A 14,181-nucleotide genomic window follows, 5' to 3' on the forward strand; every position below is an offset into this window, starting at 1 on the left:
CGCCACCCGTGCTGGTCGACGTCGGCGCAGCGGGCGGCGTCAACCGCATTTGGCACCAGATCGCACGATACGCTACGGGCGTCGGGTTCGAACCCGATGCGCGAGACTCAGCCGTGCTCCAGCGGGCGCAGCTTGCCTATAAACGATGGATTCTGTGCCCCGAGTTGGTTGTGCCAGAGTCGCTCCCGGACGGTAAAGCGGTGTTGCATCTGACCCGGTCACCGCACTGTTCGAGCACGTTGCGTCCGGACCAAACTGCGCTCCGGGAGTGGGGTTTCGCACAATTTTTCGAGGTTCACGAAACCCGCAGGCTCCCGGCCACCACGCTGGGCGCGGCGCTCGCCGCCCGTGGGCTTGACCGCGTAGACTGGCTCAAATGCGATACGCAAGGATTGGACCTAAAACTCTACCACAGCCTACCAATCTCGTGGCGTGAGCAGATCCTCGCCGTCGAGTTCGAACCTGGAGTCATCGACGCGTATCAAGGTGAGGACAAGCTGGCAGCGGTGCTCACGGCGATGGCGGGCGAGCCGTTCTGGCTCGCTGAACTGCAAATCGGCAGGACGGTGCGGTTGCGTCTTGATCTCGCAGCTCGATGGTTCGGCGCCTCGTGGGCGGATTGGGTGCGGCGACTTGCCGCGGGTGCGCCGACTTGGGCGAACGTGCGGTTCCTGCGCGATCCGGCCATGCGGCCGGATACCCTCGACCGCCGCGCGCTGTTACTCGGATGGGTTTTCGCAACGCTCGCGCAGCAGCACGGGGCCGCGTTACTGAACGCCACGGTTGGTGGGGAACGTTACGGCAAACCGCTGTTCGAGGAGCTTGCTCGGAGCAGCGTGCGCCGGTTGCGGCTTCAGATGCTTCGAGGTCTGCCAGCCGCACTCTGGCGGCGGCTGTGCCGATGAACCACTACTGCACGTATTTCGACCGCGGATTTCTCGCGCAGGGACTGGCGATGTGGCGCTCGCTGGCGACGAACGATCCCGACTCGGTGCTGTGGGTGCTGGCGCTGGACGACTTCACGGCGGAGGTGCTGCGCAACGTGGGCGGCACGTGGCTGCGGGTAATCCTCCTGCGCGAACTGGAGCACGACGACGAAATGCTGGCCGCGGCCAAGGCGAATCGTTCGCGGATCGAATACTACTTCACGCTCTCCCCCTGCTGGCCACGGTGGCTCCTGGCGCGTCGGCGCGAGATTGACCGGCTCACCTACGTTGACGCCGACCTTTTCTTCTTTGGCGATCCGGGCGTGTTGTTCGAAGAAATGGACGCGCGAGGCGCCAGCGTGGCGATCACCGCGCACCGGTTCCCGACGTGGCTGCAGCACTATCAGCAGCACGGCTGTTTCAACGTCGGCATATTGTCCTGGCGGCGCGATGCGGCGGGCCTTGGCTGCCTCGAGGATTGGCGCCAGCGCTGTCTGGAGTGGTGCTATGACCGGTTGGAGCCGGACCGTTACGCGGATCAAAAATACCTGGAGCAATGGCCAGCGATGCTGGGACCGCGCCTGCTCGTGCTGGAGCATCCGGGGGTGAACCTGGCGCCGTGGAACTGGGCGGGGCACACCGTCCACGTCGGCCCTGCCGCTTCGCGTCGGCCCGCGCGCGGGGCGAGCCGGCGCGGGACCGAGGCTTCCCCGGTCTCGATCGACGGACACCCGCTGCTGGTTTTCCATTTTGCGCGTTTCCGCCCGATCCGCGGGACGTGGTGGTGGCAATCCGGTCAACTCGATTACGGCGTGATGCCGTGGCGTCTGCGCCAAGCGGTCTACGGCCCGTATTGGGAGGCGCTTTGCGCCGCGCGAAGCGAAATTCGTCAGCGACGGCCGGACTTTGATTTCCCGCGCGGCACGCGGCTGGGACGCGAGTTCTGGCACGCCTTGCCGCTGCGGCTCATCTTCGGCAGCGATTGGCTGCGAATCGGCCGCATTTTCGTATCCGGTCGCGCGGGCGTTGGCCGCTGGTCCGGGCGCGTGCTCGCAGCCTTGCGCCGGCTGCGTTAGCTCGGAAATTCCATGAACAGGAGCGAAGCTTAGGGCGAAATTTCCGTCCGCCGGCGGCGGAGCGACCTTGTCGCGGCTAACCCGACAGAGTCGTCCCGAAGGGCGGATATTTCACGAATTTCGTGAAATATCCGGGTTAGCGGGTCGGCCTCATGGCTTGGGTGATCGTCGCGGGGCGTGAGTGGCCTGCTGCCACTTGGGCGGGGCATGGGGCAGGGTGCGTAGGACCTTCTTGCGCACGAAGCGCACGAGCGAAAGCAAATCCCAGAACCAGCAGCGTGCGACCGCGGCATAGCGATGGCGGACGAGGATCTCCTCGCGATATCCGTGCCAGTGACCGGAATCGCTCAGACCGTGGGTGCCACACGCGGCGACCCGGAGGTCTACCGCCTTGAAGGTCACGCCAGATTTCCAAAGCCGCAGGTTGAAATCGTAGTCCCCCATGATCGCGAGCGACGTGTCGAACTTGCCCATTTCCGTGAACAGCGTGCGACGGTAGAAGGCCCCCTGGTGGTGGACGAAGTTCCGCACAAGCGGGCTGCGGCGCATGCTGAGCCGGTAGATGCGACCGTCGTCAAACGCGACTTCGCCGGCCACCACGCCGGCTTCGGTGCGCGTGAGGTAGTCGCGCATTTCGCTCAGCGTCATATCGCCGACGAGCCGGTCGTCGGCACCGAGAAACAGCACCCAGTCGCCTTGCGCGAGCGCCACGCCCTTGTTCATCGCATCGTACACACCGCGGTCATTCTCCGAGACCAATACAGCGATCTGGGCCGGCTGACCGCCCAGCCAGTCAAGTGTGCCGTCGGTCGAGCCACCATCGATGATGATGATCTCGGGCTGAACCCAGCGTTGTCCCCAAATGCTTTCGAGCGTGGCCACGAGCCGGGGGCCCGGGTTTTTCGTGACCACGATGATGCTAATCGTCGGCGCCGCGCAGGACATGACGTGAACTCACGCAAGGCTCTGGGTGATTTTCACCGATGAGTTGTGCGATACTGTTGGGGCAACACGATCGCGAACTCTGCACTCGGCGATGAACCAAGCCGCGCCGCCTTCGTGGCGAGGGAGGTTGAGCGTGCGGTGGAGCGGACATTGCGTTCGCGAAAAGCATCGCACACGCTCTGAGCGTGTCCATGCCGAACGTGCCGATCCTGACCATTGTCATCGTCGCGTACAGATCTTGTGACGAGATCGGTCCGTGCCTGCGTTCGCTGCCAGCGATGCTCGCAGGACAGCCGATTGAGATTATCGTCGTGGACAACTCCCCGGATGACGGTGCCGGCGAACTGGTGCAGCGCGAGTTCCCACAGGTCCGCTACATCGCAACTCCGGAAAACCTTGGATTCGGCCGCGCTAACAATCTCGGACTCGCCCACTCTGATCCGCATGGGCGTTATGTGCTATTCCTGAATCCCGACACGGTGTGCACCGCCGCCGCGTTCGAGCATTGCGTCGGGCGACTGCAGGCCGACGCGACCATCGGATTGATTTCGCCGCGACTGGTGTTGGCGGACGGGTCGATGGACCTTGCCTGTCGGCGCTCAATTCCGACGTTGTGGGATGGCTTCTGTCGTGCGAGCGGGCTCGCAGCGGTCTTTCCGCGGACACCGCTTTTCGCTGGCTACAACCTAAGCCATCTGCCCATCGGCGGTACCTACGACGTCGGTGCGATCAATGGCGCCTTCATGCTCGCAACTCGGCGGGTGCTGCAGATCGTCGCGCCGGACGGGCGGGTCTTCGACGAGCGCTTTTTCATGTATGGCGACGATCTCGATTTGTGCATTCGGGTGGGTCGAGCCGGGTTTCGTATCGTCTACGATGGGTCGGTCACAGTGATTCACCTGAAGGGCGTGAGCGTCGCGAAAGAATACGATCAGATGTCGCGAGCGATTTTCGACGCGAACCGCGACGTTTACTTGAAGCACTTCAATCCGCGTGGGTCACGATGGGTGCGCGGGAAATTCATCGTCGCTTTCGGACTGTGGAAACGCGTGGCGCTCCTGCGCGCGCGACTCGCTGGCCGTCGCACGGTCCGCCCCGTTTAGCCTGTGCCGTGCGTCTTAGGAACCATCGGGGCTCCGCCAGCGTATCAGCGTCAGAAGCAAGATTTGCACGTCCAGCCAGAGACTCCAATTCTCGATGTAGTAGATGTCGTGCTGCACGCGCGCCGCGAGATCGGTGTCGCCCCGCAGCCCGTTGACCTGCGCCCAACCGGTCATGCCTGGTTTTACCAGGTGACGCGGCAGGTAATGCGAGATCGTGCGGGCGAGCTGGTCGACGTGGTAGGGGCGCTCGGGCCGCGGGCCGACAAGACTCATGTCGCCACGGAGAACGTTCCAAAACTGCGGCAATTCATCGAGATTCCAACGCCGCAGGAAGGCGCCGATCGGAAGCAGTCGCGGATCGTGCGGCCCGGTGCTCTGGTGCGCCGAGTCGGAGGCGTCGGCGTCAGGCTGCATGCTTCGCAGCTTGTAAAGCGTGAATGGCTGGTGATCCGCGCCGATGCGTTGCTGGCGGAATAAGACTGGGCCGCCAGGTGACTGGCGCTTGATCAGCATGGCCAGCACAAGCATCAAGGGCGCCGAGCCGAGCAGCCCGATCACTCCACCCACCAGATCACTCGCGCGCTTCAACGCACGCGAAAGCAGCCGGTTGATCGCCAGTTCCTCGACGCCGAGCACCGGCACCCGGCCGATCGTTTGCAGCCGCAGCCCGCTAAGAAAGATGTCGAAGGCACCAGGCACCACCTTCCACTCCACGTATCGGCGCTCGCAGATCTCCACGATGCGCCGTGCCTCCTCGCGCGGTATTTCGAGCCGCGTGGCGATCAAAACGTCCGCAAACGTGCGTGCGAGGATTGATTCGAGCTCCGCAATGCTGCCGAGCCGCGGCAGCATGAACGGGAAATCGCCACCCGCTCCCGGATCCGCAGTTGGGCTCTCGTCGGGCAGCGCCACCACGCCGACGAGGATCAGCGGATGAGCGGGATCTCGCTGGACTTCGGCAGCGAGCGCGCGCGCGTCGTCGTTCCAGCCCAGCAGCACGGTGCGGCGTCGCAGTCGCCCCAGCAGCGGCGTTTGCGTGATCACCGCATAGGCAAAGGTGCGCCACACATGGAGCAGCAGCACGACGCAGACGAAAGCGAACACCACGAACAAGCGCGAGATCGGCGGATCGAATTTGAGCACCAGTGAAACGCCGAGATACGTGACCAGCCAGAATGCGGTTCCTTTGATAATCGCGTTCAGGCTTTGATAGCGCCGTAGCACCATGCGGCTATCGTACAGCCCGAGCTGAGCGAAGGCACCGACCAGCAATGCCACGCCCACGAATAACAGGGGCAGGTAGGGGGACAACGCAGCCCCGGGCACGTCGATGCCGAGCCGTCCGAGCGGAGACTCGTAGCGCAACCACCAGCCACCTACCAGGCCGGCGAACGTTACTGACGCATCACCAGTCAGCAAAGCCAGCGGAATGGCGGTGTCGCGGAGCGAGTTGGAAGCACGAGGCACGGTCAAGGCTTGGCGGAAATCCGCGCGTCGAGCAATGCCAGCAACAGTGGACCGGGCAGCCAACCTTTGGCAGGAAATAAGAACCGTAGCTCGTCCGTAGCCAGCATGTTTTCCTGCACGTCGACAAGATCCACCGGAGGGGGCAAATCGAGATTGCGCATCAACACGGGATAGCCGGTACGCTCGCGGCGATAGGTGCGAATCGCCGCCGCGGCAAAATCGGGACGGCTAGGGCGCGCCGCGAAGTAGCTCACGCGTTCGGCCGTGTGTGAATGCGCGAGTACGGCGGAGAGCGGCCCCGTGCCTTCAAGCCAGTCGGTCAGCGCGAGCAGGTAATCGGCATCACGGCTCCGCGCGTCGCCGCGCGCCGCAAGTTGGGCGGCGACGGCCTCCATCATGGCGCGGAGTTGCGCGATCGTCCGGGCCCGGAACGGAGCAATCGCGACCTCGCGCCACCACGGAGACGTGAGGAAGATCGGATCGTTGAGCGCCTCCAGCGCCAGCGCGCGCGAGATCTCGTCGTCGCCAGCCCCTCGAGCCTGATTGAGCTGGGCGAGGGCGAGTCCGAAATAGACTCCGCCCTTGTCCGGCACGAGCCGAGCTGCGGCGCGAAAGTGTTGTTCGGCTCGGCCGGGATCGCGGACCACCAATAGCCAGCCCAAATTGAAGTGCGCGATTTCCTGGTCCGGATTGAGCGCGAGCGACTCGGTGAGTAGCGCGAGGGCCGTGTCCTCCTGAGCTGGATCGCGAGCGAGTGTGAGCGCGCGACAGTTGAGGACCGGGGTGGGATCGCGCGCACCTAGAAGGCCGATGATCACCAGCACGAGCGCTGCAACCACACCCGCCAGGCGGGTCGCGCTCCGCACCGTCGTGCCGGTTGAGGTTGGGGCCAACACGGCCAGCAGCGCGGCCACCGCTAACGTGAACACCGGCACGTCAAATTGGTAATCGCTTAAGGCGAACACGCCGTAGCCGGTCAGGGCGATGATTGCGGGCGAACGAAGATTCACGGTTTCCCCCGCCATCGCCGGCCCGGGTGTTCGCAGCTCACGCGTCACTTCGCAGCTGAAGAGGACGACGAGCGCGAGCGCTGCCAATAATCCACCGGCGCCAAGATCGGCCCAGAGCTGAATCGGCGTGCTGTGCAACTGCAGGACGTTTTCGGCGCCGCCGTCTAATCCGCCGCGATAGCGCGGAAATGCGAGCGGTGTCGTGGCCGGTCCCCAGCCGAGCACGGGACGGTCGCACCCCATGCGCGTCCCCGCGGTGAGCATTGCCGTGCGCTGCACCGTGCTGACGCTGAGATTTTCCGTCGCGCCGCGTGGCTGCAGGAACAGCGTGCGCGTGCGCGGATGGAGAAATGCGAGACCACCGGCGATCACGATTGCCAACGCACACCAGACCGTCAGCCGTTTCCATCCGAGCCGGGCGAGCAGCAGCACCATGAGTCCGAGAGCCACCAACCCCAGCCAGCCACCGCGACTGCCACTGCTGACCAGCATCACGACCGCGAGAAGCAAGGCGGCGATCCACGCGATCCGCGCCCGGCCGGTGGTTCGCCATGCTAACGCGCCGAGCCACGGTAGGCATAACAGGGCGAGTCCGGCGGTGTAGTTGGAATGGCCCAGCGGATGCTCGTTGCGGTGATTGAGCCAGTTCCCGATGGGCCGGTGCGTGTGTAGGAGATCCGCTAGCCACAATACGAGGCTGAAGAGCGTGATAGCGACGGCGAATCCGCCGAGCGCGCCGAGCAGTCGCGCTGGATTTTGCGCCTGGTTTTGTGCGATCCAATCATAAACGAAGAAAAACGCAGCGACACTGGCAAGTGGAGTGAGTGCACCGAGGAGTGCCGGAGCTCGGTAAGGACTTGCGAGCGACGACATAAGAACCACGGCTGCGAAGCCTCCGGCGGCCCAAGTCCAACAGCGGTCCGGCAGAACGAGTGCCGGACCAGTTCCCAGCGTGCGTAGCATCAGCCCGGCAAACGGCGCCAGATGCGCGAACCAAAAAAGCCAGATCCACGGCGTCGCATACGCTCGCGTCGCACCGCGGTCCACCAAGGTGAGGACGGCCAGGAAGGTCAACCCGATGCCCGCAACGACATTGGGGAGAGCGGCGGCCGGGGTTGGGCGGGAGAAACGCATGCGGGGCGGCTCGATGACAACGCGAGCGCGCTCGGCCGGCAAGCCCGGCGGCAGTGCAGGGGCGGGAGCTTGACGGTGTCGCGGGCGGGTGCGCAGGCTCGCCCGATGTCGCGCGAAGCCGAAAAGAAGAAACTGCCGGTGGCCAAGCTGGCCGTGGGCGCGGTGGTGCTGCTCGCGCTCGCCGTGTTGCTGCTGCGCGGGTTCGACGTGCGCGGGGCGGTGGAGCAGGGGATGGCCGTGATTCGCGCGCAAGGGCCCGTGGTGTTCTTCGCCGCCTTCGCGTTGCTGCCGGCGATCGGCGTGCCGGCGTCGGTGTTCACCCTCACCGTCGCTCCGGTCTTCGGCGAGCGACTCGGGCTGCCTGCGGTGGTGCTGCTCGCGATGGCGGCGATCATGGTGAATGTGATGCTCACGTACGTGCTCGCCCGGCGGGCCCTGCGTCCCGTTCTGGAAAAACTGCTCACGCGTTTCGGCTACCGGTTGCCGCAGCTCGCGCCGGAAGACATCACGGACTTTGCGATCATCGTGCGCGTGACGCCGGGATCGCCGTTTGTCGTCCAAAATTACCTGCTTGGAATCGCTGGCGTGCCGTTCGGCAAAAACCTCCTCGTGGCGTTTCTCGTGCAGTTGTTCTACACGCCGGCGTTCGTGCTGTTCGGCGACGCGGTCTTGCACGGCAAAGGCCGGATGGCGATGCTCGCCGCCGGTTTGTTCGTCGTGGCCGTCGTCGCGACGCACTGGGCGCGGAAGCATTACGCGAAAAAGAAACGCAGCGAATGAAGACGCGCGACGAATCGCTCTTCGCCGCGGCCGACGACGGCGTCGAGTCGGTCTCCGAGTTCACGCGGCGGGTGAAGACCCTGCTCGAGCGCGGCTTGCGGCCGGGGTGGGTGCGCGGCGAGGTCTCGAATCTGCGGGCGCAGGCGAGCGGTCACGTCTATTTCTGCCTGAAGGACGCAGGCGCGGCGATGAACGCGGTGCTGTTCCGTGCCGATGCTGCACGGCAAACGGTCAAGCTGCGGGATGGACTGCAGATCGTCGTTTACGGCGAGGTGAGCGTTTACGAGGCGCGCGGACAGTACCAGTTCATCGTGCGCGCGGTGATCGAAGACGGCGAAGGCCGGCTGCGGCGCGAATTCGAGGCGTTGAAGCAGCGGCTGGCGACCGAGGGATTGTTCGATCCCGCAAAGAAACGGCCGCTGCCGGAAATGCCGGCGACGATCGGCTTCATCACCTCGCCGACGGGCGCCGCCGTGCAAGATTTTTTGCGGATCCTGAAACGACGCGGCTGGCGTGGCCGCGTGGTCGTGCTGCCGGCCAAGGTGCAGGGCGACGGCGCTGCGGCCGAGATGATCGCGATGCTGGAGCTGGCGCAGAAACACGGGCTGTTCGATCTGCTCGTGATCGGCCGCGGTGGCGGCAGCCTCGAGGATTTGTGGGCGTTCAACGAGGAGCCGCTGGTCCGGGCGGTGGCGGCGAGCACCGTCCCGATCGTTTCGGCGGTGGGACACGAGATCGATTTCTCATTGTGTGACTTTGCAGCGGACGTGCGGGCCGAAACGCCGAGCGCGGCGGCGGAGCTGATCTCGAGTCATTTCGTTGCCGCCGCACAGCGCGCGCTCGGCGCGAGCGAAGCCATGCTGAGCGCAGGTGAGGCGGCGCTGGAGCGGGCCGGCGCACGGCTGGATCACGCGCGCTCACGGCTGCGGCTGCTCTCGCCGACCGCGCAGATCGAACAAGGATATCTGCGGCTGGACGATTTTGCGAACCGGCTCGCGGCGGCCTTGCGCGAAAATGTCGATGGCTGTCGGCAGCGGCTCCGCGAGGCGCGAAGCCTGCTGGTGCAACGCTCGCCGGAGTTGCGCGTACAGATCGAGTCGCATCGGCTGCTGGCGTTGTGGAAACGATTGCAGGCGGTGAGTCCGACCTCGGTCCTGCAGCGCGGATTCGTGATCATGCGCGACGAGCAGGGCCGGCCGGTGCCGCGCAAGGGCGGCGTCAGTGCCGGGCAGAAGCTCGTGGCGGAGTTCGGCGACGGCCAACTGCCGGTTCGAGCCGAGTGAGAGACACCGCCGGCCGACCGGACCCTCGGCCCGGCGTCGACTCGCAGACGTCATGGATGGCGTGACAGTCTCCTGGAAGCGGAGCCAGAAGTGTCACGTAACCTGTGACACTATCGGCGGAAGCGGGGAGTCGGTGGAATAATCGGCGGGTCGTGCTACTCTAATCGAGCGAATGAAACCCCTAGCTCCTTTCAGCCTGTTTGCGATCGCCGTGGTGGCCGCCGCGACCCAACCCGAGATGAAGTCAATGAAGCCTGCCGAAAATTCCGCCGATCCTGCTGCTTGCGCCATCAACGCCGAGAAGTCCGCGTGTGGACTGCCGTCGCACGTGGTCATCGACATGAGCAAGACCAAGGTGCAACGCAGCGAGCGCGAGTGGAAGAAGCTGCTCACCCCGACGCAGTATCGCGTGGCCCGACAGCAGGGCACCGAGCCTCCGTTCCGCAATGAATTTTGGGACAACCACCAGGACGGTGTCTATTTCTCGGTTTGCAGCGACACGCCGTTGTTCGACAGCCGCGACAAGTTCGAGAGCGGCACCGGCTGGCCGAGCTTCACCAAGCCGATCGAGCCGGCGTTTGTCGGTGAGAACCGCGATGTGAGCTATGGGATGGTCCGCACGGAAGTGCACTGTAACGTGGACGGCGCGCACCTCGGGCACGTGTTCGATGACGGTCCGCGCGACAAGGGCGGGCTGCGCTACTGCATCAACAGCGCTTCGCTTCGATTCATGCCGCGCAAGGACTACGAGGCGTGGGTGGCGAAGAACCAAGGTACGATGGCGGCAAAATAGATCCGGACCCGACGGCTGGCTGAAGCGTGCGAAACGGAAAGCCCGCCGGGGACGGCGGGCTCCACCTGACGGGGTGCGCTCGTGACGACTACTCTTGCGGGAACCTCACCCACTTGGCGCCGGCTTTCGAACTCTTCACGGTCGTCTCGATGAACGCCATGCCGGCCAGACCGTCGTCGATCGTCGGGAAATCGTAGCCGGCCTTCGACGCTTTCCGACCGGCGATCGAATCCGCGATCGCGGTCGCCGCGGCGCGGTAAATGTTCGCGAACGCCTCGATGAACCCCTCGGGGTGCGCGAAGGGCGTGCGCGTGGCCTCCTTCGCGGCGTCGGAGAGATAGCTGTTCCCGCGACGCGAGACGACCGGCGGCGCATCGGCGCGTTTGAACACGAGTTCGTTCGGATTTTCCTGATGCCACTCAAGCCCGCCCTTCGTGCCGTAGACGCGGATGTTGAGGTTGTTCTCGTCGCCGTTGGAAATCTGCGAGGCGTAGAGGATGCCCTTGGCGCCGCCGGCAAACCGTACCAGGCAGTTGCCGTCATCATCGAGGGGCCGCCCGGGGATGAACGTCGAGAGTTCGGCGCAGAGCCCCTCGATCTCGAGTCCCGTGATGTAGCGGACGAGATTGTGCGCGTGCGTGCCGATGTCGCCCATGCAGTTGGAGACGCCGGCGACATTCGGATCCATCCGCCAGTTCGAGATCGCGCCGTCGGCCTTCTGCTCGAGCGCGGTGATCGCGTAGCCCTGCGGGTATTCGGCGACGATCTTCAAAATCTTGCCGAGTTTGCCGCTGCGCACCCATTCACGCGCTTCCTTCACCATCGGATAGCCGGTGTAGTTGTGCGTGAGCGCGAAAACCTTGCCGCTCTTGCGGACGATCTCGCGCAGCTTCAGCCCCTCCTTGCGGGTGAAACAGAGTGGCTTGTCGCACACGACGTGGAAGCCCGCTTCGAGGAACGTTTTCGCGACGGCGAAATGCGTGTTGTTGCGCGTGACGATTGAGACGAAGTCGATCCGCTGGTCCGCCGGCAGCGCGGCTTCCTTCTGCGCCATCTCCTCGTAGGTGGCGTAGACGCGCGCGGGATCGAGGAAGAAGTCCTGGCCGGAGAGCCGCGATTTCTCGGGATCGGACGAGAAGCAGCCGGCGACGAGATCGATCTCGCCGTCGAGGCGGGCGGCCATGCGATGAACGGAGCCGATGAAGGCACCGCGGCCGCCGCCGACCATGCCCATGCGGAGTTTACGATTCAGTTTCATAAGGGGGAAGCAGCCCGCGAATCACGCGAATGGACGCGAAGGAAACCTGAATGCGATTCGCGGCTATTCGCGTGATTCGCGAGCAAGAAGGGTTAGGTCACAGCGCGACGGGTTTGCCGGTGGCGGCCGACTTGTAGGCGCCGTCGATGATCTTCATCAGCGACAACGCCTGATCGGGCGTGTTCAGCGGTTTCTCGGTGCCCTCGATCGTGCGGATGAAGTTCATCGCCGAGCGCACGCGGCCCATCGGCTGATCGGGCGTGACCGCGATCGCGCGGTTCACGGGCCGGCCGTGCTCGTGCGTGTAGAGCTCGCACGCGTCGATCGCGGTGCCATCCAGTCCGTCGATACCGAACAGCCGCTGGACGAGTCCACCGGCTTTCGTGCCTTGGAACGTGACGGAGACCTCCTCGCGCTTGTTCATCTCGGCCCACGAAACCTGGAACGACATCGTCTGGCCGGTTTTGAACGTGACGAAACCGTGCGCCGCGGATTCGACGTCGGTGGCGCCCTTCGCCTGATCGGGAATGCCCCACGGACCTTTGAAGGTTTTGTCTTTGATGTGGTCGTCGAACGTCTGCGCGAGCACGTGCGCGGGCTCCGGGTAGCCCATGAAGTAGAGCCCGAGATCGATCATGTGCAGCAGGTCGATCAGCGGCCCGCCACCGGACATCGCCTTCGTGGTGAACCAGCCGCCGAAGCCGGGAATGCCGGTGCGGCGAATCCATTTTGCCTGGCATGAGTTGATCCGGCCGATCACGCCCTGCTGGAGGTAATCCATCATCGCATAGCTTTCCGGTCGCGCGCGATTGTTGAAGTTGAACATCAGCGTGCGCTTCGCCTTCTCGGCCGTCGCTTTCATCTGCGCCATCTCGCGCGCGTTCATCGCCGGCGGTTTTTCGCAGAACACGTGTTTGCCGGCCTTGAGCGCCTGCAGTGCAAGCGGCGCATGGAATTTGTTGGGCACGATGACCGACACGGCGTCGATCTCGGGGAGCGCGCGCAACATCTCGGCCACGTCGGTGAACGTTAGCGGAATGTTGTGTTTGGCCGCGGCGGCTTCGGCCGCCTGCGGGTTGACGTCGGCGAGCGCGACGATCTCCGCGCCGGCGTTGCGAAAACCGGTGGCGTGATAAGCGGCCATGCCGCCCGCGCCGATGATGGCGATTTTGGTGGGCATTGCGAATGAGGGGAAAGTTGTCCGCGGAGGACGCGAACAACCCGCGAATGCGATCAGGTCATTCGCGCGGCTTCGCGGGTTTCGCGGGAGGTGGGTTGGTTACTGATTCTTCTTGTCGAACGCGGCGTCGAACGCGACGGCGCTGCGGGCGAAATCGAGCCGGCGTACGAACGCGGCGGATTCGGTGGCGCCGTGCACGCGATCCATGCGAATGTCCTCCCACTCGACCGAGAGCGGGCCGCGGTAGCCGACGTCGTTCAGCGCGACGATGATGTCCTCGAAGCGGATGTCGCCGCGTCCGACGGAGCGGAAGTCCCACTGGCGGCGCGCATCGCCGAAGGTGGTGTGCCCGCCGAACACGCCGGCGCTGCCGTCGCCATGGCCCCACCACGCGTCCTTCATGTGCGCGTGGAAAATCCGCGTGGCGAACGTGCGGATGAACTTCACGTAATCGACGCCCTGGTAGCCGAGGTGCGACGGGTCGTAGTTGAAGCCGAAGCGCGGGTGCTGTTTCACCGCGGCGAGCGCACGTTCCGCGCTGGCGATGTCGAAGGCGATCTCGGTCGGATGAACCTCGAGCGCGAAGTTCACGTTGACCTTGTCGAAGGCGTCGAGGATCGGGCCGAAGCGCTTGCTAAAATCGGCGAAGCCGGCGTCCCAGTAGGCCTGCGAGGTCGGCGGAAACGCGTAGATCGAGTGCCAGATGGACGAGCCGGTGAAGCCGTTGACCACGGCGGGGAAATCGTCCTTCGCGCCGCGGCCGGGCTTCGCATCGAAAAACGCTCGCGCGGCTTTCGCGGTCAGCGCGAGTTTTTTGGCTGCGCGTTTGCGCACGCCTTCAGGCTCGCCGTCGCCCCAGATTTCGGGCGACAGGATGGCTTTGTGCCGCTCGTCGATCCGGTCGCACACCGCCTGGCCGACGAGGTGGTTCGAGACCGCGAAGCAGGTCAGCCCGTGGTCGGCGAGCAGTTGCCAGCGCTCGGCGACGTACTTCTTCGACGAGGCGGCGGCATCGACGTCGAAGTGATCGCCCCAGCAGGCGAGCTCGAGGCCGTCGTAGCCCATTTTCTTGGCGAGCGGGGCCAGTTCGGCGAGGGGAAGGTCGGCCCATTGGCCGGTGAAGAGAGTAACGGATCGCGGCATAAAACGATGGGGTTGAACAGCAGAGCAGGACGCGCCGGAGCACGCATGGTTTCGCCTCCGAGGGCGTAGCGGCAAGGGAATTT

General features: G+C 64.7%; 12 protein-coding genes. 6 read left to right on the top strand and 6 right to left on the bottom strand.

All coding sequences use genetic code 11. The annotated features are described in order from the left end of the window. Positions 1-8: 8 nt before the first annotated feature. Positions 9-905 (top strand): class I SAM-dependent methyltransferase, encoded by an 897-nt coding sequence (locus OTER_RS09015; protein ID WP_148218062.1) that lies wholly within the window; start codon positions 9-11, stop codon positions 903-905. Beyond that, the gene (locus tag OTER_RS23990; RefSeq protein ID WP_012374592.1) at positions 902-2,002 is read left to right on the top strand and encodes a hypothetical protein; all 1,101 of its coding nucleotides are present in this window, start codon (positions 902-904) and stop codon (positions 2,000-2,002) included. Before OTER_RS09015 ends, OTER_RS23990 begins: the two co-directional genes overlap by 4 nt. A 150-nt stretch (positions 2,003-2,152) precedes the next feature. On the opposite strand, the gene OTER_RS09025 is transcribed toward OTER_RS23990, so the two are convergent. Continuing rightward, complete coding sequence (locus tag OTER_RS09025) at positions 2,153-2,947, bottom strand: glycosyltransferase family 2 protein (RefSeq protein ID WP_012374593.1); 795 nt, start codon at positions 2,945-2,947, stop codon at positions 2,153-2,155. 191 nt (positions 2,948-3,138) lie between these two features. Between OTER_RS09025 and OTER_RS09030 the strand changes: the two genes are divergently transcribed. Beyond that, on the top strand, positions 3,139-4,050 hold the full coding sequence (locus tag OTER_RS09030) for a glycosyltransferase family 2 protein (RefSeq protein WP_012374594.1): 912 nt from the start codon (positions 3,139-3,141) through the stop codon (positions 4,048-4,050). A 15-nt stretch (positions 4,051-4,065) separates the two neighbouring features. Here OTER_RS09030 and OTER_RS23995 read toward each other — a convergent pair whose 3' ends face one another. Then, positions 4,066-5,517, bottom strand: coding sequence for a sugar transferase (locus OTER_RS23995; RefSeq protein WP_012374595.1), 1,452 nt, complete (start codon positions 5,515-5,517; stop codon positions 4,066-4,068). A 2-nt stretch (positions 5,518-5,519) separates the two neighbouring features. After that, a complete protein-coding gene (locus OTER_RS09040; RefSeq protein ID WP_012374596.1) occupies positions 5,520-7,661 on the bottom strand; it encodes an O-antigen ligase family protein in 2,142 nt (713 codons plus the stop codon). Positions 7,662-7,766: 105 nt separating this feature from the next. On the opposite strand from OTER_RS09040, the gene OTER_RS26165 reads away from it, so the two are divergent. The 3 genes from OTER_RS26165 (at position 7,767) to msrB (ending at position 10,517) form a co-directional block, all read left to right on the top strand. Next, the gene (locus OTER_RS26165) at positions 7,767-8,441 is read left to right on the top strand and encodes a TVP38/TMEM64 family protein (protein ID WP_012374597.1); all 675 of its coding nucleotides are present in this window, start codon (positions 7,767-7,769) and stop codon (positions 8,439-8,441) included. Next, the gene (gene xseA / locus OTER_RS09050; RefSeq protein ID WP_012374598.1) at positions 8,438-9,724 is read left to right on the top strand and encodes an exodeoxyribonuclease VII large subunit; all 1,287 of its coding nucleotides are present in this window, start codon (positions 8,438-8,440) and stop codon (positions 9,722-9,724) included. Before OTER_RS26165 ends, xseA begins: the two co-directional genes overlap by 4 nt. 172 nt (positions 9,725-9,896) lie before the next feature. After that, on the top strand, positions 9,897-10,517 hold the full coding sequence (gene msrB, locus OTER_RS09055) for a peptide-methionine (R)-S-oxide reductase MsrB (protein WP_012374599.1): 621 nt from the start codon (positions 9,897-9,899) through the stop codon (positions 10,515-10,517). Between the two features lie 88 nt (positions 10,518-10,605). Here msrB and OTER_RS09060 read toward each other — a convergent pair whose 3' ends face one another. From OTER_RS09060 to OTER_RS09070, 3 genes are all read right to left on the bottom strand, one after another. Continuing rightward, complete coding sequence (locus OTER_RS09060; protein WP_012374600.1) at positions 10,606-11,775, bottom strand: Gfo/Idh/MocA family protein; 1,170 nt, start codon at positions 11,773-11,775, stop codon at positions 10,606-10,608. 97 nt (positions 11,776-11,872) lie between these two features. After that, entirely contained in the window at positions 11,873-12,955 is a 1,083-nt protein-coding gene (locus OTER_RS09065) for a Gfo/Idh/MocA family protein (RefSeq protein WP_012374601.1), read from the bottom strand. A 99-nt stretch (positions 12,956-13,054) separates the two neighbouring features. After that, entirely contained in the window at positions 13,055-14,098 is a 1,044-nt protein-coding gene (locus OTER_RS09070) for a sugar phosphate isomerase/epimerase family protein (RefSeq protein ID WP_012374602.1), read from the bottom strand. Between the last annotated feature and the right edge of the window lie 83 nt (positions 14,099-14,181).

The sequence above is a fragment of the Opitutus terrae PB90-1 genome (genome assembly GCF_000019965.1).
GTDB lineage: Bacteria > Verrucomicrobiota > Verrucomicrobiia > Opitutales > Opitutaceae > Opitutus > Opitutus terrae.

Coding starts and splice junctions, on each gene's coding strand:
- OTER_RS23990 (WP_012374592.1), top strand. CDS start 902: ATGAACCACTACTGCACGTATTTCGACCGCGGATTTCTCGCGCAGGGA.
- OTER_RS09025 (WP_012374593.1), bottom strand. CDS start 2,947: ATGTCCTGCGCGGCGCCGACGATTAGCATCATCGTGGTCACGAAAAAC.
- OTER_RS09030 (WP_012374594.1), top strand. CDS start 3,139: ATGCCGAACGTGCCGATCCTGACCATTGTCATCGTCGCGTACAGATCT.
- OTER_RS09040 (WP_012374596.1), bottom strand. CDS start 7,661: ATGCGTTTCTCCCGCCCAACCCCGGCCGCCGCTCTCCCCAATGTCGTT.
- OTER_RS26165 (WP_012374597.1), top strand. CDS start 7,767: ATGTCGCGCGAAGCCGAAAAGAAGAAACTGCCGGTGGCCAAGCTGGCC.
- xseA (WP_012374598.1), top strand. CDS start 8,438: ATGAAGACGCGCGACGAATCGCTCTTCGCCGCGGCCGACGACGGCGTC.
- msrB (WP_012374599.1), top strand. CDS start 9,897: ATGAAACCCCTAGCTCCTTTCAGCCTGTTTGCGATCGCCGTGGTGGCC.
- OTER_RS09060 (WP_012374600.1), bottom strand. CDS start 11,775: ATGAAACTGAATCGTAAACTCCGCATGGGCATGGTCGGCGGCGGCCGC.
- OTER_RS09065 (WP_012374601.1), bottom strand. CDS start 12,955: ATGCCCACCAAAATCGCCATCATCGGCGCGGGCGGCATGGCCGCTTAT.
- OTER_RS09070 (WP_012374602.1), bottom strand. CDS start 14,098: ATGCCGCGATCCGTTACTCTCTTCACCGGCCAATGGGCCGACCTTCCC.